The organism is Paracoccus jeotgali (assembly GCF_002865605.1).
GTDB classification, from domain to species: domain Bacteria; phylum Pseudomonadota; class Alphaproteobacteria; order Rhodobacterales; family Rhodobacteraceae; genus Paracoccus; species Paracoccus jeotgali.
This window is the reverse complement of record NZ_CP025583.1, coordinates 1,399,363-1,424,682: the sequence shown is the minus strand read 5'-3', so window position 1 is coordinate 1,424,682 and position 25,320 is coordinate 1,399,363. Positions and strand designations below refer to the sequence as shown.

Annotated in this window: 26 protein-coding genes and 1 other RNA gene; 11 read left to right on the top strand and 16 right to left on the bottom strand. The window is 67.1% G+C overall.

Annotation, left to right across the window (positions count from 1 at the left end; translation table 11 throughout):
- Window positions 1-37: 37 nt before the first annotated feature.
- Window positions 38-874, bottom strand: a complete 837-nt coding sequence (locus CYR75_RS06985; RefSeq protein ID WP_101499397.1) for a universal stress protein — start codon at window positions 872-874, stop codon at window positions 38-40.
- A 204-nt stretch (window positions 875-1,078) separates the two neighbouring features.
- Here CYR75_RS06985 and ccoN point away from each other — a divergent pair, with 204 nt between their 5' ends.
- The 8 genes from ccoN to ccoS all read left to right on the top strand — a co-directional run bounded on the left by ccoN (window position 1,079) and on the right by ccoS (window position 9,409).
- Window positions 1,079-2,683, top strand: coding sequence for a cytochrome-c oxidase, cbb3-type subunit I (gene ccoN, locus CYR75_RS06980; protein WP_101499396.1), 1,605 nt, complete (start codon window positions 1,079-1,081; stop codon window positions 2,681-2,683).
- A gap of 11 nt (window positions 2,684-2,694) precedes the next feature.
- A complete protein-coding gene (ccoO, locus tag CYR75_RS06975; protein WP_101499395.1) occupies window positions 2,695-3,420 on the top strand; it encodes a cytochrome-c oxidase, cbb3-type subunit II in 726 nt (241 codons plus the stop codon).
- 9 nt (window positions 3,421-3,429) lie between these two features.
- On the top strand, window positions 3,430-3,627 hold the full coding sequence (locus CYR75_RS06970; protein WP_101499394.1) for a cbb3-type cytochrome c oxidase subunit 3: 198 nt from the start codon (window positions 3,430-3,432) through the stop codon (window positions 3,625-3,627).
- A gap of 178 nt (window positions 3,628-3,805) precedes the next feature.
- A complete protein-coding gene (gene ccoP / locus CYR75_RS06965; RefSeq protein WP_225972918.1) occupies window positions 3,806-4,654 on the top strand; it encodes a cytochrome-c oxidase, cbb3-type subunit III in 849 nt (282 codons plus the stop codon).
- Between the two features lie 335 nt (window positions 4,655-4,989).
- The gene (gene ccoG / locus CYR75_RS06960; RefSeq protein ID WP_101499392.1) at window positions 4,990-6,447 is read left to right on the top strand and encodes a cytochrome c oxidase accessory protein CcoG; all 1,458 of its coding nucleotides are present in this window, start codon (window positions 4,990-4,992) and stop codon (window positions 6,445-6,447) included.
- Between the two features lies 1 nt (window position 6,448).
- Window positions 6,449-7,012 carry a FixH family protein gene (locus CYR75_RS06955; protein ID WP_225972883.1) on the top strand — a complete coding sequence of 188 codons (564 nt, stop codon included), beginning with the start codon at window positions 6,449-6,451 and terminating at the stop codon, window positions 7,010-7,012.
- A gap of 1 nt (window position 7,013) precedes the next feature.
- Entirely contained in the window at window positions 7,014-9,224 is a 2,211-nt protein-coding gene (locus CYR75_RS06950; protein WP_101499391.1) for a heavy metal translocating P-type ATPase, read from the top strand.
- Window positions 9,224-9,409, top strand: a complete 186-nt coding sequence (gene ccoS, locus CYR75_RS06945; RefSeq protein WP_101499390.1) for a cbb3-type cytochrome oxidase assembly protein CcoS — start codon at window positions 9,224-9,226, stop codon at window positions 9,407-9,409. Before CYR75_RS06950 ends, ccoS begins: the two co-directional genes overlap by 1 nt.
- Here ccoS and xseA read toward each other — a convergent pair.
- Window positions 9,391-10,938, bottom strand: coding sequence for an exodeoxyribonuclease VII large subunit (gene xseA / locus CYR75_RS06940; protein WP_101499389.1), 1,548 nt, complete (start codon window positions 10,936-10,938; stop codon window positions 9,391-9,393). The genes ccoS and xseA overlap by 19 nt on opposite strands.
- A 110-nt stretch (window positions 10,939-11,048) precedes the next feature.
- On the opposite strand from xseA, the gene purD reads away from it, so the two are divergent.
- The gene (gene purD, locus CYR75_RS06935) at window positions 11,049-12,311 is read left to right on the top strand and encodes a phosphoribosylamine--glycine ligase (RefSeq protein WP_101499388.1); all 1,263 of its coding nucleotides are present in this window, start codon (window positions 11,049-11,051) and stop codon (window positions 12,309-12,311) included.
- A gap of 10 nt (window positions 12,312-12,321) precedes the next feature.
- On the opposite strand, the gene CYR75_RS06930 is transcribed toward purD, so the two are convergent.
- From CYR75_RS06930 to CYR75_RS06870, 13 genes are all read right to left on the bottom strand, one after another.
- Window positions 12,322-13,104, bottom strand: a complete 783-nt coding sequence (locus CYR75_RS06930; RefSeq protein WP_101499387.1) for a division plane positioning ATPase MipZ — start codon at window positions 13,102-13,104, stop codon at window positions 12,322-12,324.
- 218 nt (window positions 13,105-13,322) lie between these two features.
- A complete protein-coding gene (rpmE, locus tag CYR75_RS06925; RefSeq protein WP_101499386.1) occupies window positions 13,323-13,544 on the bottom strand; it encodes a 50S ribosomal protein L31 in 222 nt (73 codons plus the stop codon).
- 11 nt (window positions 13,545-13,555) lie between these two features.
- Window positions 13,556-13,957, bottom strand: a complete 402-nt coding sequence (gene rplS / locus CYR75_RS06920; RefSeq protein WP_101499385.1) for a 50S ribosomal protein L19 — start codon at window positions 13,955-13,957, stop codon at window positions 13,556-13,558.
- Complete coding sequence (trmD, locus tag CYR75_RS06915; RefSeq protein WP_101499384.1) at window positions 13,954-14,889, bottom strand: tRNA (guanosine(37)-N1)-methyltransferase TrmD; 936 nt, start codon at window positions 14,887-14,889, stop codon at window positions 13,954-13,956. Before trmD ends, rplS begins: the two co-directional genes overlap by 4 nt.
- Window positions 14,886-15,380, bottom strand: coding sequence for a ribosome maturation factor RimM (gene rimM, locus CYR75_RS06910; protein WP_101499383.1), 495 nt, complete (start codon window positions 15,378-15,380; stop codon window positions 14,886-14,888). The genes trmD and rimM overlap by 4 nt, the downstream gene beginning before the upstream one ends.
- 123 nt (window positions 15,381-15,503) lie before the next feature.
- Window positions 15,504-15,890 (bottom strand): 30S ribosomal protein S16, encoded by a 387-nt coding sequence (gene rpsP / locus CYR75_RS06905; RefSeq protein ID WP_101499382.1) that lies wholly within the window; start codon window positions 15,888-15,890, stop codon window positions 15,504-15,506.
- A 40-nt stretch (window positions 15,891-15,930) separates the two neighbouring features.
- Window positions 15,931-16,278, bottom strand: coding sequence for a chorismate mutase (locus CYR75_RS06900; protein WP_225972882.1), 348 nt, complete (start codon window positions 16,276-16,278; stop codon window positions 15,931-15,933).
- The gene (ffh, locus tag CYR75_RS06895) at window positions 16,275-17,768 is read right to left on the bottom strand and encodes a signal recognition particle protein (protein ID WP_101499380.1); all 1,494 of its coding nucleotides are present in this window, start codon (window positions 17,766-17,768) and stop codon (window positions 16,275-16,277) included. Before ffh ends, CYR75_RS06900 begins: the two co-directional genes overlap by 4 nt.
- A gap of 296 nt (window positions 17,769-18,064) precedes the next feature.
- Window positions 18,065-18,661: a recombination mediator RecR gene (gene recR, locus CYR75_RS06890; protein WP_101499379.1), complete on the bottom strand. Its 597-nt coding sequence runs from the start codon at window positions 18,659-18,661 to the stop codon at window positions 18,065-18,067.
- A 6-nt stretch (window positions 18,662-18,667) separates the two neighbouring features.
- A complete protein-coding gene (locus CYR75_RS06885; RefSeq protein ID WP_101499378.1) occupies window positions 18,668-19,012 on the bottom strand; it encodes a YbaB/EbfC family nucleoid-associated protein in 345 nt (114 codons plus the stop codon).
- Between the two features lie 3 nt (window positions 19,013-19,015).
- Complete coding sequence (locus CYR75_RS06880) at window positions 19,016-20,827, bottom strand: DNA polymerase III subunit gamma/tau (RefSeq protein WP_101499377.1); 1,812 nt, start codon at window positions 20,825-20,827, stop codon at window positions 19,016-19,018.
- 114 nt (window positions 20,828-20,941) lie between these two features.
- An RNA gene (gene ffs, locus CYR75_RS06875) (signal recognition particle sRNA small type) lies at window positions 20,942-21,038 on the bottom strand.
- 41 nt (window positions 21,039-21,079) lie between these two features.
- On the bottom strand, window positions 21,080-22,918 hold the full coding sequence (locus tag CYR75_RS06870; RefSeq protein ID WP_158644609.1) for a 5'-nucleotidase C-terminal domain-containing protein: 1,839 nt from the start codon (window positions 22,916-22,918) through the stop codon (window positions 21,080-21,082).
- A gap of 173 nt (window positions 22,919-23,091) precedes the next feature.
- On the opposite strand from CYR75_RS06870, the gene CYR75_RS06865 reads away from it, so the two are divergent.
- Complete coding sequence (locus tag CYR75_RS06865) at window positions 23,092-23,535, top strand: hypothetical protein (RefSeq protein WP_101499375.1); 444 nt, start codon at window positions 23,092-23,094, stop codon at window positions 23,533-23,535.
- Between the two features lie 256 nt (window positions 23,536-23,791).
- On the opposite strand, the gene CYR75_RS06860 is transcribed toward CYR75_RS06865, so the two are convergent.
- Window positions 23,792-24,661: a prephenate dehydratase gene (locus CYR75_RS06860; protein ID WP_101499374.1), complete on the bottom strand. Its 870-nt coding sequence runs from the start codon at window positions 24,659-24,661 to the stop codon at window positions 23,792-23,794.
- A gap of 120 nt (window positions 24,662-24,781) precedes the next feature.
- Here CYR75_RS06860 and CYR75_RS06855 point away from each other — a divergent pair, with 120 nt between their 5' ends.
- Window positions 24,782-25,318 (top strand): c-type cytochrome, encoded by a 537-nt coding sequence (locus CYR75_RS06855; protein ID WP_101499373.1) that lies wholly within the window; start codon window positions 24,782-24,784, stop codon window positions 25,316-25,318.
- The last annotated feature ends 2 nt before the right edge of the window (window positions 25,319-25,320 follow it).

Here is a 25,320-nt window from a genome sequence, read left to right as displayed (position 1 = left end):
AAGAAACCCCCGCGAGGATCTCGCGGGGGTTTTGCGTTCAGCGGGCCATCAGAACCGGGATGCTGGTCTTGCGCAGCATGGTCCGCGTGGTGCCGCCCAGGATCGCCTCGCGGAAGCGGGAATGGCCATAGGCGCCCATCACGATCAGATCGGCGCCGATCTCAATGGCGCGTTGGGCGAGGATCTCGCTGATCTGCGGCATGGTCCGGGCCAGAACCGCGATGCTTGCGCGCACGCCATGGCGGGTCAGCATCTGGCACAGCGCCCCGCCGGGGTCCGAGCGTTCGGGGCTGTGCGGCGAGGGGTCGATGACGGTGATCTCGACGCTTTCGGCCTTGGCGAGCATCGGCATGGCGCGGCGGATGGCGGTCATCGCCTCTTCCGACTGGTCCCAGGCGATCAGCACGCGCCGCGCCAGCGTTTCGGGCAGTTCGCCCCGCGGCACGATCAGCACCGGCGCACCGCCTTCGAACAGCGCGGCCTCGGTCACCGCCTCGGCGTCGGGGGCGGCCGTCTCGCTATAGGGACGGGTCAGCACGACCAGATCGGCGAAGCGCGCGCGCATCCCGATCAGCGTGGTCAGCCCGCCGACCTGCGCCACCGCGCTTTCGACCGACCAGCGGATCGTCTCGCCCTGCAGGCGCTTGCGGATCATCGTTTCCAGCGATTCGGCCGAAGCCATCGCCTTGTCGATGTTTTCCTGAAACACATAGGCCGAGGCCCCGGCATAATAGTATCCGGTCTGCGAATGATCGACGCCAAGGCAGAAGACTTCCAGATGCGCATCCTCGCGCCGGGCCATCTCGATCGCCGCGGCAAGCTGGTTTTGCTGCCCCTCGCTGGTGATGACCGTCAATATCGTCTTGTAACCCATGATTCTTTCCTTCGCCGTCACGTGCGGCAGAACGCCGCGCTCTCGCCCCAGCCTATTGCGCCGCAGCAGTGTTGGATTTGATGCAGATCAAGGCTAGTCTGCAACGTCACAGCATAGAGAGATCGGGAGCAGCCACCCAAGGCACGCGCCCGCCGCGCGTGATTCGGGCGCATTTGCCCAAATGGATACGGGGACAACTTAACCATGTCGGACTACATCAAGCTGATCGTGCTTGGCGTGATCACGGTCATCGCAGCGATCGCGGCGAATTACGGACGCGATCTGGCCTTCACGGTCAACATGCTGATCGTGATGCTCTTCGCCGCCAGCTTCTTCATTTTCTACCTGCGCCGCACCGACGAGATCCGGCCCGCCATCAACGAGGCAGAGTATAGCGACGGCGTCATCCGCGCCGGCGTGATCGCCACCACCTTCTGGGCGGTGGTGGGCTTTGCCGTCGGTCTGACGGCGGCCGCGCAGCTCGCCTGGCCGCAGCTGAACTTCTCGGACGCTCTGGGCGGCTATATGAACTTTGGCAAGGTGCGTCCCCTGCACACCTCGGCGGTGATCTTCGCCTTTGGCGGCAACGCGCTGATCGCGACCTCGTTCTATGTGGTGCAGCGCACCTCGGCGGCGCGGCTGTGGGGCGGCAACGCCGCCTGGTTCGTGTTCTGGGGCTATCAGCTGTTCATCCTGCTGGCGGCGAGCGGCTATATCCTGGGCGCGACGCAGTCCAAGGAATATGCCGAGCCTGAATGGTATGCCGACTGGTGGCTGGTCGTGGTCTGGGTGACCTATCTGATCGTGTTCCTCGGCACGATCATGAAGCGCCGCGAGCCGCATATCTATGTCGCGAACTGGTTCTATCTGTCCTTCATCGTGACCATCGCGATGCTGCACATCGTCAACAACATGTCGGTGCCGGTCAGCTTCCTCGGGTCGAAATCCGTGCAGGTCTTCTCGGGCGTGCAGGATGCGATGACCCAGTGGTGGTATGGCCACAACGCCGTGGGCTTCTTCCTGACCGCGGGCTTCCTGGGCATGATGTATTACTTCATCCCCAAGCAGGCCGAGCGGCCGGTCTACAGCTACAAGCTGTCGATCATCCACTTCTGGGCGCTGATCTTCCTGTATATCTGGGCCGGTCCGCACCACCTGCACTATACCGCGCTGCCCGACTGGGCGACGACGCTGGGGATGGTTTTCTCGATCATGCTGTGGATGCCCAGCTGGGGCGGGATGATCAACGGTCTGATGACCCTGTCGGGGGCTTGGGACAAGCTGCGCACCGACCCGATCATCCGCATGATGGTCGTCGCCGTGGGCTTTTACGGGATGGCCACCTTTGAAGGGCCGATGATGTCGATCAAGGCCGTGAACAGCCTGTCGCATTATACCGACTGGACCATCGGTCACGTCCACTCCGGCGCGCTTGGCTGGAACGGCATGATCACCTTTGGCGCGCTCTATTATCTGGTGCCGCGTCTGTGGGGCCGCGAGCGTCTGTACAGCCTGCCGCTGGTCAGCTGGCACTTCTGGCTGGCGACGATCGGGCTGGTTCTCTACGCCTCGTCGATGTGGGTGTCGGGCATCATGGAAGGGCTGATGTGGCGCGAGGTCGACAGCCAGGGCTTCCTGGTCAACGCCTTCGCCGACACGGTGGCCGCGAAATACGCCATGAACGTCGTGCGCTTCCTGGGCGGTGCCCTGTATCTGATCGGCGGGCTGGTGATGGCCTATAACCTCTGGGCGACGGTCTCGCGGCAGCCGCGGGTCCAGCCCTCGACCATCGCTGTTCCGGCGGAATAAGGGGACCAACCATGCAGATTCTTGAAAAGCACAAGATCCTCGAACGAAACGCGACGCTGCTGCTGGTGTTCTCGTTCCTGGTGGTCACCGTCGGCGGCATCGTCGAGATCGCGCCGCTGTTCTATCTGGACAACACCATCGAAGAGGTCGAGGGGATGCGTCCATACACCCCCCTCGAACTGACCGGCCGCGACATCTATGTCCGCGAGGGCTGCTATGTCTGCCACAGCCAGATGATCCGCCCGATGCGCGACGAGGTCGAGCGTTACGGCCATTACAGCCTGGCGGCGGAATCGATGTATGACCATCCGTTCCAGTGGGGGTCCAAGCGCACCGGGCCGGATCTGGCCCGGGTCGGCGGCCGCTATTCGGACGAATGGCATGTGGACCACCTGCGCGATCCGCGCTCGGTCGTGCCGGAATCGATCATGCCGGCCTACGGGTTTCTGGAAAACCGCATGATCACGGGCGAATACATCGTCGACCGGCTGCAGACCGACCGCATGGTGGGCGTGCCCTATAGCGACGAGATGATCGAGGCGGCGCGGGCGGACTTCCTCGCCCAGGCCGATCCAGACGCCGACGCCTCGGGGATGGAGGAACGCTATCCCGGCGCCGAGCAGCGCAACTTCGACCGCCAGCCCGGCGTCTCGGAAATGGACGCGCTGATCGCCTATCTTCAGGTGCTGGGGACGATGGTCGACTTCACCACCTTCGAACCGGACCCGACGCGGTAAGGGGGCAGCATGGATCTTTACAGCCTGCTGCGCCAATTCGCCGACAGCTGGGCCCTGCTGGCCCTGGTGGCGATCTTTGTCGGCGTGATCATCTGGGTCTTCCGCCCCGGATCGAGACGCCTGCATGACGACGCGGCGAAAAGCATCTTCAGACATGATCGGCGCCCCGCGCCGCCCCAGAACGACGAGGAGCCCGGTGATGGCTGACAAGGACGATCACGACAGCCCCGAAAACCCGGACAACCGGATCAAGCTGGAACGCATGGCCGCCGATGACGAGGCCAAGAAGCAGATCCTGGAACATCCGTCGGGCGAGCCCGAGGGCAAGAACCTGCACGAGCCCATGCGCGTCGGCCCCCGCACCGGGCGCCAGCGCGCCAGCCGGATGGTCGACGAGGTCTCTTCGACCGGGCATGAATGGGACGGGATCACGGAATACGACAACCCCATGCCCCGCTGGTGGCTGTGGACATTCTATCTGACCATCGTCTGGGCCATCGCCTATACCTTCTTCTATCCGGCCTGGCCGCTGATCAACTCGGCCACGCAGGGGCTGCTGGGCACGAATTATCGTCTGGAACTGGCGCAAGAGATCGAGCGCTATGACGCCGCCAATGCCGATATCCAGGGCCGGTTGGTCATGGCCGATCTGAACGAGATCGCGCAGGACCCCGAGCTTGCCAACTACGCCGGCAATGCCGGGCGGGCGGTCTTCGCCACCTGGTGCGCGCAGTGCCACGGCTCGGGCGCGGCGGGCAGCAAGGGCTATCCGAACCTGCTCGACAATGAATGGCTCTGGGGCGGCACGATGGAGGATATCCACCTGACCGTCACCCACGGCATCCGCAACACCGACGACCCCGACGCCCGCTATTCCGAGATGCCGCGTTTCGGCGCCGACGAGCTACTGGACAGGCAGCAGATCGATCAGGTGGTCGAATATGTGCTGGCCCTGTCCGGGCAGGATCACGTCGCCGCCAAGGCCGCGTTAGGGGAAGAGGTCTTTGCCGACAACTGCGTCGCCTGCCATGGCGAGGACGGCACCGGCGACCAGATGCAGGGCGCGCCGAACCTGACCGATGCGGTCTGGCTGTATGGCGGCGACCGGCAGACCATCCACGATTCGGTCTATTACGCCCGCTTCGGCGTGATGCCGAACTGGTCGACGCGCCTGTCCGAAGCCGACATCCGCGCCGTCACGCATTACGTCCACAGCCTTGGCGGTGGTGAATAAGTTGCAGATTCCGGCGGCGACACGCCGCCGGGATGGCGCCGGCCCCTCGTCCTGTTCGCGCGTTTCCTGAGGGGCCGGCTTCCGACCGGGGCGGGGTAAAGCCCGCCCCGACATCGTTCCGGGAAGGCGTCTGGCCGTGGCCCCGTCAGGGACCGGCCGGCCCGTCGCCTGACCCGCGAACGCCACGACACCGGGGCCATGGCATCAGGGCAGGCTGCGACATTCTCGCCACTTCGATAATACCCGGATCGTGGATATATGTTTACCCGCAGGCCGCGCCCGTCAAGCCCTCTTGGGCGGCGCGCGGTTGACGAACAAGCAACAGGAGCCAGTTCATGTCCAGCCAGGAAAGCGGTCCTCCGACCCTCTATGCCGCGCGCGAGCCGATTTTCCCGCGCGCCGTGCATGGCAATTTCCGTCGCCTGAAATGGGCGATCATGGCGGCGACGCTGGCGATCTATTACATCACCCCGTGGCTGCGCTGGAATCGCGGCGAGGGGATGCCCGATCAGGCGGTGCTGGTCGATCTGGCGAACCGTCGCTTCTTCTTCTTCTGGATCGAGATCTGGCCGCATGAGTTCTATTTCGTGGCCGGGCTGCTGGTCATGGCCGGGCTGGGGCTGTTCCTGTTCACCTCGGCGCTTGGGCGGGTCTGGTGCGGCTATACCTGTCCGCAGACGGTCTGGACCGATCTGTTCGTCCATGTCGAACGCTGGATCGAGGGCGACCGCAACAACCAGATCCGGCTGTGGCGATCCGAGTGGAGCGCGCGCAAGATCAGGCTGCGGGCGACGAAATGGCTGATCTGGCTGGTGATCTCGGTCCTGACCGGCGGCGCCTGGGTGTTCTATTTCACCGACGCCCCGGCGCTGCTGCGCGATCTGGTGACCGGGCAGGCGCATTACGTCGCCTATATGACCATCGCCATCATGACCGCGACCACCTTCCTGTTCGGCGGCTTCGCGCGCGAACAGATCTGCATCTATGCCTGCCCCTGGCCTCGGATTCAGGGCGCCATGATGGACGAGGATACGCTGACCGTCGCCTATCGCGAGTGGCGGGGCGAGCCGCGCGGCAAGATCCGCAAGGGCGAGGCCACGAAATCCGACGTGCCGCCCGGCGACAAGGGCGACTGCATCGACTGCTTCGCCTGCGTCAACGTCTGCCCCATGGGCATCGACATCCGCGACGGTCAGCAGCTGGAATGCATCACCTGCGCGCTGTGCATCGACGCCTGTGACGAGATCATGGACCGGATCGGCAAGCCGCGCGGGTTGATCGACTATATGGCGCTCAAGGATGAAACCGCCGAGCGGATCGGGAACGAGGGCAATTCGCTGCTGCGCCACGTCCTGCGCCCGCGCACGCTGATGTATTTCACCCTGTGGTCGGCGATCGGGGTGGCGCTGATCGTGGCGCTGCTGATGCGCTCGCCCTTCGATCTGAACGTCTCGCCGATCCGTAACCCGCTGTTCGTGACGCTCTCCGACGGCGCGATCCGCAACACTTACGAGCTGCGCCTGCGCAACAAGCAGCACGAGGCGCTGGCATTTTCGCTGGACGTCGCGGGGCCGGATGGGGAACGGCTGCCGCAGCTTGACCTGCGCGTCGAAGGGGTCGAAGATCCCATCGTCGAGGTGCCGGCGGATGAGACCGCGACCCTGCGCGTCTATCTGACCGCCGCGCCGGACTCGCCCCTGACCGAGCAGAGCCGGACGCCCCTGACGCTGCTGGTCAGCGACCCCGCCGGCCAGCAGGCCAGCATTGAAACGGTATTCCACGGAAAGAACTGAGATGACTGGGTCCACCTTTGCCGGCATGTCCACCGCCAGCTTCCTGATGATCCTGGGCGTGGCCGCGGTGTTCTTTGCGCCCTTCCTGCTGTTCACCGGCGGCCGGACCCTGGGGCCGCGGCGGATGCTGATGGTCTTTGCGTCGCTGTTCGGGGTCATCATTCTGGTGAATATCGTCATGGCGGTGACGGCGGTCCGCAGCTTTCCGGGGCTGGAGACCGGCAACAGCTATGTCGCCTCGCAAAATTTCGACCGCGAGCGGGCGGCGCAGCAGGCGCTTGGGTGGACAGCGAGCCCCAGCTATGACGGGCGCACGCTCAGCCTCAAGATCACCGACAGCGCCGGGCTGCCGGCGCGGGTCAGCGGGTTGCGGGTCGTGGTCGGCCGCCCGACGCAGAAACGCGACGATGTGACGCCCGAGATGCGCTATCACGGCGGGCTGTGGCTTAGCGATCTGACGCTGGCGCCGGGGGCCTGGGTCGTTCATCTGGAAGCCGATGCCCCGGACGGCACGGTGTTCCGCCAGCGCCTCGCCAACTTCCCCGGCGCGATGGTCAGGGGCTGAGATGACGGATCTGGGTGCCGACCGCGAATATGCCTCTCGGCTGAGCGCCTGCCCGGCCTGCGACGCGGCGCCGCTGGCGGCGCGGATCGCCGATTCCGCCGCCGCGCGGGGCGATCTGGTGCTGTCGCTGCCCACCGCCCATTGCGCCGCCTGCATCACCGATGTCGAACGCGCGCTGCTGGCGCAGCCGGGCGTGCGCGCGGCGCGGGTCAACCTGACCCTGCGCCGGGTGATGATCGACGCGCCGGGCCGCGAGGCCACCGATTTCATTCCGGTGCTGGAGGGCATCGGTTACGAGGCGCATGAGCTTGATGCCTCGGCCCTTGGTCCCACCGCCGCCGACCGGCAGGGGCGCGACATCCTGATGCGCATCGGCGTTTCGGGCTTTGCCATGATGAACATCATGATCCTGTCGGTCGCGGTCTGGTCGGGGGCCAGCGGCGCTACGCGCGACATGTTCCACTGGATTTCCGCCGTCATCGCCTTTCCGACGGTGATCTTTGCCGGTCAGCCCTTCTTCAGCAGCGCCTGGGCCAGCCTCAAGGGCGGGCGGCTGGGGATGGATGTGCCGATCTCGCTGGCGCTGATCCTGGCTACCTCGATCTCGCTCTTCGAGACGCTGCATTCCGGGCATCACGCCTATTTCGACGCCGCCGTGATGCTGTGCTTCTTTCTGCTGATCGGGCGTTACCTCGACTATCGCACGCGCGCCGTCGCGCGTTCGGCGGCGGCCGAGCTGACCGCGCTCGAGGTGCCGCGCGCGGTGCTGCTGCGCGACGGGGCCGAGCAGGTCGTGCCGCTGGCCGATCTGCGCCCCGGCGACATGATCCGCATCCGTCCCGGCGCCCGCGTGGCCGCCGATGGCGAGGTGGTCACCGGCATGTCCGAGATCGACCGCTCGCTGCTGACCGGGGAAAGCCTGCCGGTGCAGGCGGCCCCTGGCATGATGCTGTCGGCGGGCGAGGTGAACCTGACCGGCCCGCTCGATCTGCGGGTGACGGCGGCGGGGCAGGACAGTTCGCTGGGCCGGTTGACGCATCTGGTGGCCATGGCCGAGGCGACGCGAGGCAAATACGCCTCGCTCGCCGAGCGGGCCTCGCGCGGCTATTCGCCGGTCGTGCATCTGCTGGCGCTGTTCAGCTATGGGCTGTGGATGTATCTCAGCGGCGATTGGCGGGTGGCGCTGAACGTGGCCGCGGCGGTGCTGATCATCACCTGCCCCTGCGCGCTTGGGCTGGCGGTGCCGGCGGTCGTGACAGCGGCCTCGGGGCGGCTGTTCCGGCGCGGGTTGCTGATCAAGGACGGCACCGCGCTTGAACGTCTGGCCGAGGTCGATTGCGTCGTCTTCGACAAGACCGGCACGCTGACCATGGGTCAGCCGGAACTGGTCCGTCTGGCCGATCTGCCGGACACGCTGCGCCCGGTGGCCCATGCCATCGCCGACGCCTCGGGCCATCCGCTGTCGCGCGCGCTGGCCGGGGCGCTGAAGGGGGCGGGCGTGCCGATCGCGCCGCTGGATCAGGCAGCCGAGGTGCCGGGCTTTGGCGTCGAAGGGCGCTGGCAGGGGCTGCGGGTCCGTCTAGGCCGCGCCGACTGGGCTGGAGACGCGGCGCAAGAGCCGGTCGATGCCGATGGGCCGGTCAGCCTGCTGTCGGTCGAAGGTCACGCGCCCGTGCTGCTGCGTTTTGTCGACGCGCTGCGGCCCGGCGCGGCGGAATGTGTCACGGCCCTGCAGCATCAGGGGCGCCGGGTGATGATGCTGTCGGGTGACACGGCGGCGGCGGTTGCCTCGGCAGCAAAGGCGCTCGGCATCGACGAGTTTCGCGCCGGCGTCACCCCGGCCGAGAAAGAGGCCGAGATTGCCGCGCTGGCTCAGGCTGGCGCGCATGTGCTGATGGTGGGGGACGGGTTGAACGACACGGCGGCGCTGGCCCGGGCGCATGTCTCGATCTCGCCGGCCTCGGCGCTCGATGCGGCGCGCGCGGCCTCGGACATGGTGCTGATGGGGCAGGATCTGCAGCCGGTGGCCGAGGCGGTGGCACTGGCCGTCAAGGCGCGGCGGCGGATCAAAGAGAACTTCGCGATCTCGTTCGGCTATAACGTCATCGCGGTCCCGGTCGCGATGGCCGGGCTGGCCACCCCGCTGCTGGCGGCGCTGGCGATGTCGGCAAGCTCGATCACCGTCACGCTGAACGCATTGCGGCTGCGCTGATGGAGATTCTGGTCATCCTGATTCCGGTTTCGATCCTGCTGGGTGCGGGCGGGCTCGCGGCCTTCCTGTGGTCGCTGCGGACGCGGCAATATGACGACCCCAAGGGCGACGCGGAACGCATCCTGTCGGACGAATGGGACGACCGGCCGAAGCCGCCGCCCCCGGATCAGAACAGCGAGCCCTGAGGCTCGGTATCCGGCCGCGCGGTCAGGCTGCCATCCGACATCTCGATTAGCAGGCGCGGGCTTTCTGCCGCAACGGTGGCCGAGGTCAGCACCGCGCCCTTGGCGTCGCGGATGACCGCGAAGCCCCGCGCCAGCGTCTGCGGATAGCCAAGCGACACCCGCATCCGGTCCAGCCGCAACAGCGCCTCGCGACGCCGCGTCAGGTCGCGGCCGAACGCATCCGCCAGCCGCGCGCCAAGCGGCGCCAACTGCGCGCGGGCCTGCGCCGTCTCGCGGCGCTTGTCGGCCAGCACCCGCGCGCGGCCGTTTTCCAGCCGCTCGGCCAGCGCCGTCAGCCGGTCGCGGCGGCGGCTATCGGCAAGCGCACCCGCGCCGCGCAGATGCCGGGTCAGGTTGCCAAGCGCGGCGCGCGCCGCATCCGTCTGCCGGCGCAGCATCACCGGCGTCAGGCGCAGCCCGCCCAGCTGGTCGCGCCGCCGCAAGACGAGGTTCCGCAGCGCCGGTTCCAGCGCGTTGCCGCGAAAATCGAGCCGCTGCCGCGCCGCCTCGGTCAGCGTCTGCGGGCGGCCAAGGGCGCGGGACAGATCGACCAGACGCTGCGCCAGCCGGTCCTGCCGCTGGCCCATCGCCTGGTTCATCCGCAGCCCGGCCTGTTGCAGCCCCGTCGCCAGATCGCGCCGCACCGGCACCGCCATTTCGGCGGCGGCGGTGGGCGTGGGCGCGCGCCGGTCGGCGGCAAAATCGATCAGCGTGGTGTCTGTCTCGTGCCCCACGGCCGAGATCAGCGGGATCCTGCTCTCGGCCGCCGCGCGCACGACGATTTCCTCGTTGAAGCCCCACAGATCCTCAAGACTGCCGCCACCGCGGGCGACGATCAGCAGATCGGGGCGCGGGATCGGTCCATCTGCGGGCAGGGCGTTGAAGCCACGAATGCCCGCCGCGACCTCGGGCGCGCAGGCCTTGCCCTGCACCGCGACCGGCCAGATCAGCACATGCGACGGGAAACGGTCGCGCAGCCGATGCAGGATGTCGCGGATCACCGCGCCCGAGGGCGAGGTGACGACGCCGATCACGCGCGGCAGAAAGGGCAGGGGCCGCTTGCGCGCGGCGTCGAACAGCCCTTCCTCGGCCAGCGCGCGGCGGCGCTTTTCCAGCATCGCCATCAGCGCGCCTTCGCCGGCGGGTTCCAACTCCTCGACGATCAGCTGATATTTCGACTGGCCGGGAAAGGTGGTCAGCCGCCCGGTGGCGATGACCTCCAGCCCCTCTTCCGGCGCCTGGCTCAGCCGGGCGGCCTGCGTCTTCCAGCAGATCGCGGCCAGCACGGCGCGGTCGTCCTTGAGGTCGAAATAGACATGGCCCGAGCGGGGCAGCGCCACGCGACCGATCTCGCCGCGGACGCGGATGCGGCCGAATTCGCCCTCGATCACGCGCTTCACCGCGCCGGAAATTTCGGACACGCTCAGCGCCGGGGCGTTGCCGCCCCTGGTCTCGCCCGGTGTCGGGTCGTCATCCTCGAACAGATCCATCCGCCGTCCCCAGCCCCCGCAGCACTTCGCGATTGCGCCGCGATGCGCGCGGCTTTAGTTGCGTGCGGGACATGGTTAGCGGCATTGGCGCACAAGTGAAAGGGCGTGGCATGAACATCCTGATCCTCGGTGGCGGTGGGCGTGAACACGCATTGGCCTGGGCGTTTCGGCAGAACCCGAAATGCGACCGGCTGATCGTGGCGCCGGGCAATCCGGGCGTCGCCTCGGTCGCGGAATGTGCCCGCATCGACATCATGTCCGGTGATGAGGTGCTTGAATTCGCGCAGGAAAACGCCATCGATCTGGTGGTGATCGGCCCCGAGGCGCCGCTGGCGGCGGGCGTAGCCGATGTGTTGCGCGCAGGCGGGGTGGCGGTCTTCGGCCCGTCGCAGGCGGCCGCGCAGCTGGAAGCGTCGAAGGCCTTCACCAAGGAGATCTGCGATGCCTGCGGGGCGCCCACCGCAGGCTGGGCGCGCTTCCGCGACGCGCAGGCCGCTCAGGACCATGTCCGGCGGGTGGGCGCGCCCATTGTGGTCAAGGCCGACGGGTTGGCGGCCGGAAAGGGCGTGGTCGTCGCCGAGACCGTCCAGCAGGCCGTTGAGGCCATCGACATGATCTTTGCCGGCGGCTTTGGCGAGGCCGGCGCCGAGGTGGTGATCGAGGAGTTCATGCCCGGCGAGGAAGCCAGCTTTTTCGTGCTGTCCGATGGCGTCAACTGCCTGCCCATCGGCACCGCGCAGGACCACAAGCGCCGGGACGAGGGCGACCGCGGCCCCAACACCGGCGGCATGGGCGCCTATTCCCCCGCGCCGATCCTGACCGAGGCGCTGCAGGCGCAGGTGATGGCCCAGATCATCCGCCCAACCGTAGCCGAGATGGCGCGGCGCGGGACGCCGTTTCAGGGCGTGCTGTATGCCGGGCTGATGATTGAAAACGGGCAGGCGCGGCTGGTCGAATACAACGCCCGTTTCGGCGATCCGGAGTGTCAGGTGCTGATGATGCGCCTCGGCGCGCAGGCGCTCGATCTGATTCAAGCCTGTGTCGAGGGGCGGCTGGATGAGGTCCGGGTGAACTGGGCGGATGATCACGCGATGACGGTCGTCCTTGCAGCGCAGGGCTATCCGGGCGACTACCGGAAAGGAAGCGCGATCAAGGGGATGGACGATCTTCCTGATACCGGTTCGCAGACCGTGTTCCACGCTGGAACGGCGTTGAAGGAGGGTCAGCTGATCGCCTCGGGCGGGCGGGTTCTGTCCGCGACCGGGCGCGGCGACAGTCTGGCCGAGGCCCGCGACCGCGCCTATGCGCTGGCCGATGCGATCGACTGGCCCGAAGGCTTCTATCGGCGCGATATCGGCTGGCGGGCGCTGTAGCGCACCCGCGTCAGAAGTCGATCTTGACGCCGGGCAAGTTGAGCGTCGCCACCAGATCGCGCAGCTCCTGCCGCGCGGCGATGTTCGACATGCTCAGCTGCTCGGTCCCGATATCGCGCAGATCCAGCAGGGTCAGGCCGCGCGGGAACAGCTCGCGAAAGATCACGCGCTCGGCAAATCCCGGCGCGACGCGGAAGCCGATGCGCTTGGACAGCTGCGTCAGCGCGGTGCCGACCTTGCGCTTGTTGTGCATCGCCTGCGTGCCCAGCCGGTTGCGCAGCACAACCCAGTCGATCGGCCCGGCACCCGCCGCCTGCCGCCCCTGACGCGCGCCCCAGACCATCTCGGCATAGATCGAGGGGCCGAGCACCTTGCCCTCGGGCGACATCCGCGCCAGCAGGTCGAAATCAATGAAGCTGTCATTCATCGGCGTGACCAGCGTATCGGCCAGCATATGCGCCATCTGCGCCAGCCGGGTATGAGAGCCGGGGCAGTCGATGACGATGAAATCATGGTCGGGGTCAAGCTGCGCCATGGCCTGCGACAGCGGGTCGGTGTCGTTCGGCGACTGCGCGGGCAGATCCCCCAGCGTCGGCGTCGGCAGGTCCAGCCCGGCCTTGACGCAGTGATGGATGCGGTTTTCCAGATAACGGCCAAAGCTGCGCTGGCGGATATCCAGATCCAGCGCCGCAACGCGATGCCCCATCCGCGCCAGCGCCGTCGCCACATGCATCGAGGTCGTGGACTTGCCGGAACCGCCCTTTTCATTGCCGACAACGATGATATGCGCCATGGATCTCGCCCCTGTTTCGTGCCCGGACCATAGGCGGACAGCGCGTTTTTGGGAAGCCTTGGCCGGGGTTACGGGCCTGCAAGCGCGGGCAGAGTTGCCATTTGGTTGCAACCGCTTAGCGCGATGATCTGTCGCGCCTTGTCAGCCGGTCAACGCCGTGACGCAACGAAAAACGCCGCCCAAGCGGGGCGGCGTTTCGGGGTGACAGCTGTCGGCGATCAGAAGCCGAGACCGGCATATTTGCTCTTGAACCGCGAGACGCGCCCGCCGGTGTCCATCAGCTTGGCCGAGCCGCCGGTCCAGGCCGGGTGGGTCGTCGGGTCGATGTCCAGCGCCAGCGTGTCGCCTTCGGAACCCCAGGTCGAGCGCGACGCATAGGTGGTGCCGTCGGTCATCTTGACCTGAATCATGTGGTATGCGGGATGAATGTCTTTTTTCATGGCAGCGATCCTCAGGCCTTGGCGTCGGCCGCAGACGTCTTGTCGGCCTTCGGCTTGTAATTGGTGACTTCAGCGATCCGGGCCGATTTGCCGCGGCGGTCGCGCAGGTAATACAGCTTGGCGCGGCGGACGCGGCCGCGGCGCACCACCTCGATATGGGCGAGGTTGGTCGAATACAGCGGGAAGACGCGCTCGACGCCTTCGCCGAACGAGATCTTGCGGACCGTGAAGCTGGCGCCGATGCCGCTGCCGCCCTTGCGGCTGATGCAGACGCCTTCATAGTTCTGGACGCGGGTGCGGGTGCCCTCGGTCACCTTGTAGCCGACGCGCAGCGTGTCGCCGGCCTTGAAGTCGGGGATTTCCATGCCGAGTTCGGCGATCTGCTCGGCTTCGATCTGTGCGATCAGGTTCATCGCGGTTCATCCTTGTCATGCGCAGGGTGCTGCCCTGCTTGGTGTGATGCGCCCGAGAGCTGTCGGTCCTTTGTCGGGTCCATAGTCGCGCCGGTCGCCCGGCCCTCATATGCCCGCCACAGGTCGGGGCGGCGTTCCTTGGTCAGGCGTTCGGCCTGTTCTCGTCGCCAAGCGGCAATGGCCGCGTGATTGCCGGACATGACGACATCCGGTATCCTGCGGCCTTCCCACTCGGACGGGCGAGTGTATTGCGGGTGTTCAAGCAGACCTTCGGAAAAGGATTCCTCGGTCAGCGACGCCTGATTCCCGACCACGCGGGGTATAAGCCGGACCGCGGCGTCGATCAAGACCTGAGCGGCAAGCTCGCCCCCGGTCAGGACATAATCGCCGATGCTGATTTCCTCGATCCCGCGGGCGTCGAGGATGCGCTGATCGACGCCCTCGAACCGGCCACAGATCAGGGTGACGCCGGGGCCTTGCGACAATTGCCGCACACGGGCCTGCGTCAGCGGCGCGCCGCGCGGCGACAGGTAGATGATGGGCAGCGCGGGGTCGGCGCGGTCGAGCGCTGCGGCCATGACATCGGCGCGGATCACCATGCCCGCGCCGCCGCCGGCGGGCGTGTCGTCGACATTGCGATGCTTGCCGACGCCGAACGCGCGAAGATCGATCGACTCCAGCCGCCACAGCCCGAGCGCCAGCGCCCGTCCGGTCAGCGACAGGCCCAGAACGCCGGGAAACGCATCGGGGAAGAGTGTGATCACATTGGCGGTCCAGGCATCGGGATCGGCCATCAGATCGCGCGGCCTGTTCCCCTGCCGCGCCGCCTGCGCGGCGATGCTGACCCGGCCATGCGACCGCGCCGGGCGCGGCGTGTCGTCGCCGGGGTCGTCGGCAGGGTCATCGGGCGGGGTGTCCTCCGCGCCGCTCATTCGTCCGAGCCCGGCGGATCGGCGACCAGACGGCCGGCGGCAAGGTCGACGGTCGGCACGGTCTGGCGGGTAAAAGGCAGCAGCAGGGTCTGCGCGCCGGTGACTTCAAGGAAATCTCCGGCGCCGTGGTCATAGACCGCCTTGACCTGACCCAGCAAGCGCCCGCCGGTGTCATAGACCTCAAGCCCGATCAAATCGGCGTGGTAGAATTCGTCATCCGGCAAAGCGGGCAGGGCAGAGCGCGGCGCCCACAGGGTCACGCCGCGCAGCGCCTCGGCCTGTTCCCGCGTGGCCACGCCCGACAGGCGCGCCCCCAACCCCCCCGTCACCTGACGGGTCAGCGACACGGTAAAGCTGCGCGCACCATCCTCGGTCGTCAGCGGGCTGTAGCGGGCGATATCGGCGGCTTCGGAGGTGAAGCTTTTCAGCCGCACCTCGCCATGCACGCCGAAGGCACCGGCAATCGCGCCCACGCAGATCCGTTCGGACATGACGCACCCCTTTTCAGGCCCGGTGACCCCGATGCTGCCACCCCCGATCCAGCCGCCAAGGGCGACCGGATATGGGGCTGCCAGCCTGTCAGCGGCCCGCCATGGCGACGGGCCGAGACCGGATCATTCCGAAGCGGCTTCTTCGGCCGGGGCTTCGGCGGCGGCGCGGGCGGCCTCGGCCTTGTCGGCACGGGCCTTGGCGCGATCCTGGGCCTTCTTGCCCGGCTCGGCCTTCTTCAGGTTCTTGCGCTCGGCCTTCGGCTTGACGCCGGCGGCTTCCAGAAAGCGCGAGATGCGGTCGGTCGGCGCGGCGCCCTGGTCCAGCCAGTACTGCACCCGCTCCATGTCCATCTTGACGCGGTCTTCGCTGTCCTTGGCGAGCAGCGGGTTGTAGGTGCCCAGCTTTTCCAGGAAGCGGCCATCGCGCGGCATGCGCGAATCGGTGGCGACGATCGAGTAGTGCGGACGCTTCTTCGAGCCACCACGGGCCAGACGGATTTTCATTGCCATTGGGTCTTCTCCTTCAGAAATGGCGGGATCGGATGCGCGGTCACGCCTCCGGGGATTGGAAACCCTCGTGATGGCGGATGACCTCTGCAATCACGAAGTTGAGGAATTTGCGCGCGAATTCCGGGTCGAGATCGGCCTCGCGCGCGAGGCGTTCCAGCCGCTCGATCTGCTGCGCTTCACGCGCCGGATCGGACGGAGGAAGATCGTGATCGGCCTTCAGACGGCCGACCGATTGCGTGTGCTTGAACCTCTCGGCCAGCGTATAGACGAGGATCGCGTCCAGCCGGTCGATGCTGGCGCGGTGCCCTTTCAGCAGCTCGGCCGCGCGCGAGGCGGCCTGCGTGGCATCGGATGCGGCGGGGTCGGCGGACATGGCGGGACGGGTCATTTCTTGCCGAACATGCCGGACAGCCCGCCGGGCAGGTTCATCCCGCCCAGCTGCCCGCCCAGACCGCGCGGGTCCTGCAGCATCTTGGTTGCCTCGGCCATCTTGCTGGGATCGACCTGACCCATATCGGGCAGCCCGCCGCCCTTGCCGGTCATGGCGCGCATGGCTTGTTTCAGCATCCCGCCCTTCATCTTGCCCAGCTTCTTCATGGTGTCGGCCATCTGCTTCTGCATCTTCAGCAGCCGGTTCAGCTCTGACACCTCAAGCCCGGCGCCGGCCGCGATCCGCTTCTTGCGGCTGGCCTGCAACAGCTCGGGATTGGCGCGTTCCTTGCGGGTCATCGAGTTGATCAGCGCGATCTGGCGCCGGATCATCTGGTCGTTCATGCCCGCTTCTTCGGCCTGCTTGGCCATCTTGGACATGCCGGGCATCATCTGCATGATGCTGCCCATGCCGCCCATCTTCTGCATCTGTTCCAGCTGGCCTTTCAGGTCGTTCATGTTGAACATGCCCTTCTGAAAGCGCTTCATCATGCGCTCGGCCTGCTCGACCTCCAGCACCTGCTGGGCCTTCTCGACCAGCGCGACGATGTCGCCCATGCCGAGGATGCGACCGGCGATCCGCTCGGCATCGAAGCTTTCCAGCGCGTCCATCTTTTCGCCGAGACCGACAAAGCGGATCGGCTTGCCGGTCACGGCGCGCATCGACAGCGCCGCACCGCCACGCCCGTCGCCATCCATCCGCGTCAGCACGACGCCCGTAATGCCGACCTTGTCGTCGAATTCGGTCGCCACATTGACCGCGTCCTGCCCGGTCAGCCCGTCGACCACCAGCAGCGTCTCGCGGGGCGAGGCGATATCGCGGACCGCCTGCACCTCGTCCATCAGCACTGCATCGATATGCAGACGGCCCGCGGTGTCCAGGATATAGACGTCATAGCCGCCAAGGCTGGCCTGCTGCTTGGCGCGGCGGGCGATCTGCACGGCCGATTCGCCCGCAACGATGGGCAGCGTATCGACTCCGACCTGCTTGCCCAGAATCGCCAGCTGCTCCATCGCCGCCGGCCGGTTGGTGTCCAGCGAGGCCAGCAGAACACGCTTTTTCTCGCGCTCTTTCAGCCGCTTGGCAATCTTGGCCGTGGTCGTGGTCTTGCCCGAGCCCTGCAGCCCGACCATCAGGATCGGCGCCGGCGGGTTGTCGATCCGCAGGCTGTCGGCCGGCCCGTCGCCCTGCAGCACCTTGATCAGCTCGTCATGGACGATCTTGACCACCTGCTGCCCCGGCGTCACCGATTTCGTGACCGAGGCGCCGGTCGCCTTCTGCGTCACCGATTTGACGAAACCGCGCGCCACCGGCAGCGATACGTCGGCCTCGAGCAGCGCGGTGCGGACCTCGCGCATGGCGGCGGTGACGTCATCCTCGGTCAGGGCGCCCTGACGGGTCAGCCGGTCGAAGACGCCGCCAAGACGGTCGGAGAGGTTCTCGAACATGCGGGCCTCCTAAGGGTCCGGTTGCGTTGTCGCCGGTCACGGAAGCAGTATCGCCCCCGTGGGCGCAACGCGCTGACGGGGGGCGATCCCCGCTTCGCTGGTCGGGGACCGGAAGGCCATGCTTCCGGGTAAATCGCGCCGCAGATACGTCCGCCAGCCGCCAAAGTCAAGCGCCAAGCGGGATTTTTGCCGGGATTCGCGCGTTAACCCGATCTTCAGCCGCGTGAGCCTAGCCTGAGCGCGATCGGGGGTGAGGGTGGATGGTGCGAATCGGAACGGATGATGTTGGGCGAGGGTCAGAACCGGCGCCGGGCGCGCAGGGCCGCGGTGATGGTGCCGTCGTCCAGATAGTCGAGCTCCCCGCCGATGGGCACGCCCTGCGCCAGCCCGGTGACGGTCAGCGCCTCGGGCAGGGCGTCGGCGATGTAATGCGCGGTGGTCTGGCCTTCGATGGTGGCGTTCAGCGCCAGGATCACCTCGGTCACGGCTTCGTCCTCAATGCGCGACAGCAGGCGCGGGATGCCCAGATCGGCCGGCCCCACATCGTCCAGCGCCGACAGCGTTCCGCCCAGTACATGATAGCGCCCGCGAAAGGCCCGCCCCCGTTCCAGTGCCCACAGATCGGCCACATCCTCGACCACGCAGATTTCCCCGGTCGCCCGCGCCGGATCGGCACAGATCGCGCAGATCTCGCGGTCGGACAGGTTGTTGCAGCGCGCGCAAGGTTGCGCGGTGCTCGCGACCTTGGCCATCAGCGTCGCAAGCTGGCTCATCTGGCCAGAGTTCCGCGCCAGCAGCGACAGGACCAGCCGCCGGGCCGAGCGCGGCCCCAGACCCGGCAGACGCGCCATCGCCGCGATCAGCGCCTGAATGTCATCGCTGCCTTCGGCCATCAGCGGTCAGAAGGGCAGCTTCATGTCAGCCGGCAGGCCGAGTTCCTGCGTGATCCGCGCCATTTCCGACTGCGCGCGTTCCTGCGCGCGCCGCTGCGCGTCCTTGACGGCGGCGAGGATCAGATCCTCGACCACCTGCTTTTCCGAGGCGACAAAGATCGACGGATCGATCTCCAGCCCGGTCAGCTCGCCCTTGGCCGTCGCCTCGACCCGGACCAGCCCGGCCCCGGCCTCGCCGGTGACCGTGATCCCGGCCAGGCTTTCCTGCATCTCGGCCATCTTGGCCTGCATATCCTTGGCGGCGGCCATCATCTTGGCCATGTCGCCAATGCCGCCCAATCCCTTGAACATCGTCTACTCCTCGTCCTCGAACGGGTCCCATTCCTCGGCCGCGCCAACCGGCCCGACCCCGTCATCATGCCGGTCCGCCTCGACGGGTTCCGGGGTGCTGTCACTTTCGCTGGGGGCAGGGCGGGCGGCCAGCAGCCGCGCCTCGGGGAAGGCCGCCAGCGTCGCCTGAACCAGCGGGTTCGCCCGCGCCCGCGCCAATGCCTCGGCCTCGGCCTCGGCGCGGCGTTCGGCCAGGGTCGGCGCGCCGCCCTCGTTGACCACGGTCACCGCCCAACGCTGCCCGCCGGTCCAGCCCCGCAGCCGTTCGGCCAGCCGCGACGCCAGATCGCGCGGGGCGTCGGGCGTGGGCTGGAACTCGATCCGGCCGGGGCTGTAGCGGGCCAGCCGCAGATGGTTCTCGACCAGGATCAGCAGCGGCATGTCTCGCATCCGCCGGATGAGGTCCAGAACCGCTTCGAAATCGGGATAGGCGGCGATCAAACTCTCGGGCACCGCCGACGGCGCCAGCGCCTGCGCGGCCATCACGCTTCCACCATGCCCAGCCTGCGTCACGCGCGTCGCCGCGACGGGTGCGGAGCGCGCGGTTGCCTGCGGGGAAGCTGTCGTGCCACCCGAGCCGTTGCCGGTGGGCCGGCTGAACTCGCCCGCCGCCTGAGCGGACTGGATCTTGCGGATCAGCGCCTCGGGGTCGGGCAGATCCGCGGCATGGGTCAGGCGGATCACCGCCATTTCGGCCGCCATCATCGCATTGGGCGCGGTCGAGACCTCTTCGAGCGCTTTCAGCAGCATCTGCCACATCCGCGTCAGCACCCGCATCGGGATCCGCTCGGCCAGCGCCGCCCCGCGCTCGCGCTCATCGGGCGAGACGGTGGGATCGTCACTGGCCTCGGGCGTGATCTTCACGATCGAGATCCAATGCGTCACCTCGGCCAGATCGCGCAGCACCGCCACCGGATCGGCCCCGTCGGCATATTGCGCCTGCAGTTCCGCCAGCGCCTGCGCCGCATCGCCGCGCAGGATCATCTCGAACAGATCGAGGATGCGGCCGCCATCGGCCAGCCCCAGCAGCGCGCGCACCTGCATCGCAGTCGTCTCGCCCGCGCCATGGCTGATCGCCTGATCGAGGATCGAGGTCGCATCGCGCGCCGAGCCTTCGGCCGCCCGCGTGATCAGCGCCAGCGCCTCGTCGCTGATCTGCGCGCCCTCGGCATCGGCGATCCGGCGCAGCAGCGCGATCATCACCTCTGGCTCGATCCGGCGCAGGTCGAAGCGCTGGCAGCGCGACAGCACCGTGACCGGCACCTTGCGGATCTCGGTGGTGGCGAAAATGAACTTCACATGCGGCGGCGGCTCTTCCAGCGTCTTGAGCAGCGCGTTGAACGCACTGGTCGAGAGCATGTGCACCTCGTCGATGATGTAGATCTTGAAGCGCGCCGAGGCAGCATGATAGTGAACGGATTCAATGATCTCGCGGATGTCGCCGACGCCCGTCCGGCTGGCCGCGTCCATTTCCATCACATCGACGTGACGCCCTTGCGAGATCGCGACGCAGTGCTCGCACTGCCCGCACGGCTCGACCGTCGGCCCGCCCGTGCCATCCGGCCCGGTGCAGTTCAGCCCCTTGGCGATGATCCGCGCGGTGGTCGTCTTGCCGGTGCCGCGGATGCCGGTCATCACGAAGGCCTGCGCGATCCGGGACGAGGCGAACGCGTTTTTCAGCGTGCGCACCATCGCATCCTGACCGACGAGGTCGGAAAACGTCTCGGGCCGGTATTTCCGCGCCAGCACCTGATAATTCTGTTCGCTTGCGATCATGGGGCCTTTTCCTGCTCGCGGCACATTAGCCCCGGCGCCAAGTGGCGACAACCGCGCAGATGGGCGGGGGCGACGGCGCCAGATGCAGGGCGCTGGGTCGAGCAATCGGGGAGGGGTGAGAGACTGGACAGCGACCCGAACGAAATTCGTTACGGCTGCTTCCTTCCGGACCTGACCGGTTTGGCGAAGCGTTCGCCCGCGCCAGCCTCTCAGCGCCTAGATAGGCAAGCCCGCGCCGCGATGCAACCCCGATCAGAACCGCAAAACGAGCCGCCGAAAGCCCTGCGGCGTGATCGAATCGGCGGCGACCGGGATGGGGCTGCAGGCCGGGTCCGCCTCGGGCGCGGTGTCGAAACTCGCGGTGCTGCCGGGCGGGGCGGTCAGGGTGAACAGCGGCGTTTCCGGCAGTTTCGCCACCGGGCCGAGGGCGAGGAAGCGGGTCAGGATCTCTCGCATGTGCAGCCGTGCCGAATCCGGCAGCAGGCAGCGTTTCCCCTGCGTCAGCGCACCATAGAGCGGGCCGCCGCCCAGCCGATAGCTGTTGACGATCAGCCGGAACCGGTCCGCCGGGCGGATGCTGCGCCCCTGATGGCGCGCCTCGGTCAGCCGCCGAGTGTTGAAGATGTGCCGCCCGCTGGGATCGAAAGCCGCCGATTGTGCCAAGTCGAGACTATAGTCGATCCCCGTCGCGACATCGAACTGGAACCCCGCAAAAGCGGGATCGACCAGGGGGGTGTCTTCGCTGCCGCCATCGATCCGGTGGAAGATCGATCCCGCGCGTTCAAGCCAGTCCAGAAGCTCGTCGCCGGATATCTCGATCAGGCCGATGCGATTGCTGAACGGATAGAGGGTGCACACGTCCTGCCGCCGAAGCGCACCGGCGCGAATATCGATAAAGTTGCCCGGCCCGCCGCGTCCGCCGGTGTGAAACGGCGCATAGGCGCCAAGGATTGGCGGCCCCTCCGGCGCCACCTGCTGCAGCCAGTGCCGCGCCGCCGCATCGACAAGCCGCAAGCCGCTGTCCCTGCCCAGCAGCGAGAAATGGCTGCTCAATCGCTGATCGCATTCCCCTACCGGGCTGTTCAGCCGGCGGATCACACTGGCCGGGACGCGTTTCATCAATGCGATCACGCGCGGCGAGGGCTGATCGGCGGCAGGCAAGGCGTCGACCCCAATGCAGGTGATCCGCCAGTTGCGGGGACCGCTAGCCTCGTCTGGGTCAAAGCGCAGCGTGATCGCGGCGAGGTGAGAACCGCCGCAGCCGGCAGTCACGATCGGAGCCTGTCCGGGGGCAGAGGGCATCACCGACAATTCATGGGTGTGACCGGCGATGACTGCATCGATCCCGGGCAGGCACGCGATCTCGCCCGCCGCGTTTTCGGGGTTGGAAACGCCCTGCATGCCGACACCGCCATGGCTGAGCGCGACGACCACCTGCGCCCCCGCACCGCGCAGCGCGGTGGCAGCACGGGCGGCGGCGAGGGTGACATCCTCAGTCCTCATCCGGCCGGCCAGCCCCGCCTCCCATCGGACCGTCTGGGGCGGCAGCACGCCGAAGACGCCGACGCGAATCGGATGGCTGCGGCCCTCGCCATCGTGGAACCGGCGGTCCAGCAGCACGCTGTCGGTCCAGATCGGGGGGCCGTCCAGCAGGGCGGCGTTGGCGACGGTCACCTTATAGGCCGCGTCACGCAGGGCGCGTCGCAGAAAGGCGGTGCCATGGGTGAAGTCGTGATTGCCCAGCGTCGCCGCGTCATAGCCGAGCGCGTTCAGCGCCGCGACGGCCGGGTGAACCTCGCCCGCGCCGAGGCCGCTGCGGGCGATTTCCTCTCCCAGAGGCGTGCCTTCGATCAGATCGCCATTTTCGAAGAGCAGCACGTTCTGAAACACCCGGCGCTGGGTTTCGATGACGCTTGCCAGCCGCGCGAGACCGCCCGACGACCGCTCGGCGCCCAGGTTCATGTGCAGATCCGTCGTGGCGAGGATGCGCAGCGTGATGGTGCTGGCGGCCGCCTTAACTCTGGCGGGGCGGGCATCACCTGCATCGGGGGACGAGCCGTCGGGCAAGAACTGGAACCTCGGAAGGGGCATGTGACGCGCATGAAGCGGCACGCGACACATCAGGAATTAGAACGCGGGGTCAATCAAATGCAACCAGAGATTGTGGCAGAAACCTTTTCAGCGGCGGGAGGGGAAGCCGGGTTGCAACAGCTTATGCGGGCAAGTATCGACACGGCATGTGATTTTGCGGGTAAGATGTTCGGATGAAGTTCTCGACCAGAATCGACAGACAGGTGGCGGCGACCGAGCTTTTCGATGCGCTCGCCGACTTTGACCGGCTCGAACGCATGCTGCTGCGCCGCGGGGTGGCGGTGACGCCGGTCAACGACATCTCGATCGGGGCGAGGGTGTGGAATCTGGCCTTCGACTGGCGCGGGCAGCGGCGCGAGTTGCAACTGGCGCTGGTGCAGTTCGACCGGCCCGAGCGGCTGGGCCTGACGGGCGTGTCAACGCCTTTCGATTTGCGGCTGGACCTGAGCGTCATCGCGATGTCGCGGCAAAAGACGCGGCTGATCTTTGAACTCGACGTTCGGCCCCGGAACATGCGCGCCCGGCTGGCCTTGCAGACGGCCAAGCTGGGCAAGGGGCAGCTGGACCGGAAGATCGCGAAGAAGGTGAAGGCGTTCGTGGATGACGTCTTGAGTTGAAGAGGGCGCTGGAAGGGGTGCGACTTCGTTTTGCATCGCGTCTCGATGCCATCCGGGGGCAGTGGCCCGTGGCGCCGGGCCTGCTTAATTTGGCGACCTCACCCGGCTCGGGCGCGGCGCCCTGCCTTTGGTGGCCGACGGCTGACAGTCTGTGGGCTTCCGCTAACGCAAACCAGCTTCAGCGGAGTGGCTCGTCGCGACTATTCTCCAAGCCCTCAGCCGACCACAACTCGACGGACGATCTTACTCGCCGCCCTCACCCCTGCGCCATGCGCTGCATCGCGCGCAGGGGGTCGGCGGGGTAGACGCCGAGGATGTTCATCATCGAGGTGAAATAGGACAGCTCCTCCAGCGCCAGGCGGACATTGGCGTCGTCCGGGTGGCCCTCGATATCGGCGTAGAACTGCGTTGCGGTGAAGACGCCGTCGACCATGTAGCTTTCCAGCTTCGTCATGTTCACGCCGTTCGTCGCAAACCCGCCCATCGCCTTGTACAACGCCGCCGGGATGTTGCGGACGCGGAAGACGAAGCTGGTGATCATCCCGTCCTCGCCCGCGCGGTTGGGGCGGCGGCGGTGGTCGGGCTGGCGGGACATGACCAGAAATCGTGTGGTGTTGTTCTGCCGGTCCTCGATCTCGTCCGCGAGACGGTCCAGCCCGTAGATCTCGCCCGCCAGCGGCGATGCGAGTGCGGCGATGTGCCGCTGTCCGCGATCCGCCACGATCCGGGCCGAGCCGGCGGTGTCGGCGCCGGTGATCCCGCGGATGCCGTGCTGGCGCATGAAGCCGCGGCACTGGCCCAGCAAGACGGTGTGGCTCATCGCGTCGGTGATCTCGGACAGCGGCGTGCCGGGCAGCGCCAGCAGGCTGATATGGACGCGCACGAAGGCCTCGTCCACGATATGCAGGCCGGATTCGGGCAGCAGGTGGTGGATGTCAGCGACCCGGCCATAGGTCGAGTTCTCGACCGGCAGCATCGCCAGATCGGCCTCGCCCGCGCGGACCGCGTCGATCACATCCTCGAAGGTGCGGCAGGGCAGGGCTTCCATGTCGGGGCGGGCGTCGCGGCAGGCCTGATGGCTATAGGCACCCGGCTCGCCCTGAAAGGCGATGCGGTTGGTCGTCATGGTCCTCTCACCTCGTCGATGGGCGCTTTGACATCTGGGGCGTCAACTATACCTTGAACCGGTGGAGCGAAAGCGGATAGATACGCCCAGATTTTGAACACTACCTAGCGGGGACGGCACATGTTCAACACCATGACCATCACGAAGGCGGCGGGCGCGCTGATCGGCTCGCTTCTGGCGTTGCTGCTGCTGTTCTGGGCGGGCGGCGCCCTGTTCCACATCGGCCCCTCGGGTCACGCCGAGGATGGCGAGGTGGCGCAGGCCTATTCGATCGAGGTCGAGGATGCCGATGGCGGTGCCGAGGAAGAACCCGAGGAAGAGCTTGATTTCGCCGTCCTGATGGAATCGGCTGACGCGACCAAGGGCGAGAAGGTGTTCGGCAAGTGCAAGGCCTGCCACAAGCTGGACGGCACCGACGGCACCGGGCCGCATCTGAACGGCGTCGTGGGTCGGGCGGTGGCGTCCGTCGCGGGCTTCAACTATTCCGATGCGATGGTCGAACATGCCACCGAAGACCCGGAATGGACGCCGGAAGCGCTGCAGGCCTATCTGCTGAACCCCAAGGCCGAAGTGCCCGGCACCAAGATGAGCTTTGCCGGTCTGCCCAAGCCCGAGGACCGGGCCGACGTGATCGCCTATCTGGCGGCCAGCGAGTAACA

Coding starts and splice junctions, on each gene's coding strand:
- CYR75_RS06860 (WP_101499374.1), bottom strand. CDS start 24,661: ATGACGACCAACCGCATCGCCTTTCAGGGCGAGCCGGGTGCCTATAGC.
- CYR75_RS06880 (WP_101499377.1), bottom strand. CDS start 20,827: ATGATCGCAAGCGAACAGAATTATCAGGTGCTGGCGCGGAAATACCGG.
- CYR75_RS06950 (WP_101499391.1), top strand. CDS start 7,014: ATGACGGATCTGGGTGCCGACCGCGAATATGCCTCTCGGCTGAGCGCC.
- CYR75_RS06870 (WP_158644609.1), bottom strand. CDS start 22,918: ATGCCCCTTCCGAGGTTCCAGTTCTTGCCCGACGGCTCGTCCCCCGAT.
- ccoS (WP_101499390.1), top strand. CDS start 9,224: ATGGAGATTCTGGTCATCCTGATTCCGGTTTCGATCCTGCTGGGTGCG.
- rimM (WP_101499383.1), bottom strand. CDS start 15,380: ATGTCCGAACGGATCTGCGTGGGCGCGATTGCCGGTGCCTTCGGCGTG.
- ccoN (WP_101499396.1), top strand. CDS start 1,079: ATGTCGGACTACATCAAGCTGATCGTGCTTGGCGTGATCACGGTCATC.
- trmD (WP_101499384.1), bottom strand. CDS start 14,889: ATGAGCGGCGCGGAGGACACCCCGCCCGATGACCCTGCCGACGACCCC.
- ccoG (WP_101499392.1), top strand. CDS start 4,990: ATGTCCAGCCAGGAAAGCGGTCCTCCGACCCTCTATGCCGCGCGCGAG.
- CYR75_RS06955 (WP_225972883.1), top strand. CDS start 6,449: ATGACTGGGTCCACCTTTGCCGGCATGTCCACCGCCAGCTTCCTGATG.
- CYR75_RS06930 (WP_101499387.1), bottom strand. CDS start 13,104: ATGGCGCATATCATCGTTGTCGGCAATGAAAAGGGCGGTTCCGGCAAG.
- CYR75_RS06900 (WP_225972882.1), bottom strand. CDS start 16,278: ATGACCCGTCCCGCCATGTCCGCCGACCCCGCCGCATCCGATGCCACG.
- xseA (WP_101499389.1), bottom strand. CDS start 10,938: ATGGATCTGTTCGAGGATGACGACCCGACACCGGGCGAGACCAGGGGC.
- CYR75_RS06985 (WP_101499397.1), bottom strand. CDS start 874: ATGGGTTACAAGACGATATTGACGGTCATCACCAGCGAGGGGCAGCAA.
- CYR75_RS06970 (WP_101499394.1), top strand. CDS start 3,430: ATGGATCTTTACAGCCTGCTGCGCCAATTCGCCGACAGCTGGGCCCTG.
- rpmE (WP_101499386.1), bottom strand. CDS start 13,544: ATGAAAAAAGACATTCATCCCGCATACCACATGATTCAGGTCAAGATG.
- rpsP (WP_101499382.1), bottom strand. CDS start 15,890: ATGGCAATGAAAATCCGTCTGGCCCGTGGTGGCTCGAAGAAGCGTCCG.
- CYR75_RS06855 (WP_101499373.1), top strand. CDS start 24,782: ATGTTCAACACCATGACCATCACGAAGGCGGCGGGCGCGCTGATCGGC.
- ccoP (WP_225972918.1), top strand. CDS start 3,806: ATGGTCGACGAGGTCTCTTCGACCGGGCATGAATGGGACGGGATCACG.
- ffh (WP_101499380.1), bottom strand. CDS start 17,768: ATGTTCGAGAACCTCTCCGACCGTCTTGGCGGCGTCTTCGACCGGCTG.
- CYR75_RS06865 (WP_101499375.1), top strand. CDS start 23,092: ATGAAGTTCTCGACCAGAATCGACAGACAGGTGGCGGCGACCGAGCTT.
- rplS (WP_101499385.1), bottom strand. CDS start 13,957: ATGAACCTGATCGCACAGATCGAAGCCGAGCAGATCGCCGAACTCGGC.
- recR (WP_101499379.1), bottom strand. CDS start 18,661: ATGGCCGAAGGCAGCGATGACATTCAGGCGCTGATCGCGGCGATGGCG.
- ccoO (WP_101499395.1), top strand. CDS start 2,695: ATGCAGATTCTTGAAAAGCACAAGATCCTCGAACGAAACGCGACGCTG.
- CYR75_RS06885 (WP_101499378.1), bottom strand. CDS start 19,012: ATGTTCAAGGGATTGGGCGGCATTGGCGACATGGCCAAGATGATGGCC.
- purD (WP_101499388.1), top strand. CDS start 11,049: ATGAACATCCTGATCCTCGGTGGCGGTGGGCGTGAACACGCATTGGCC.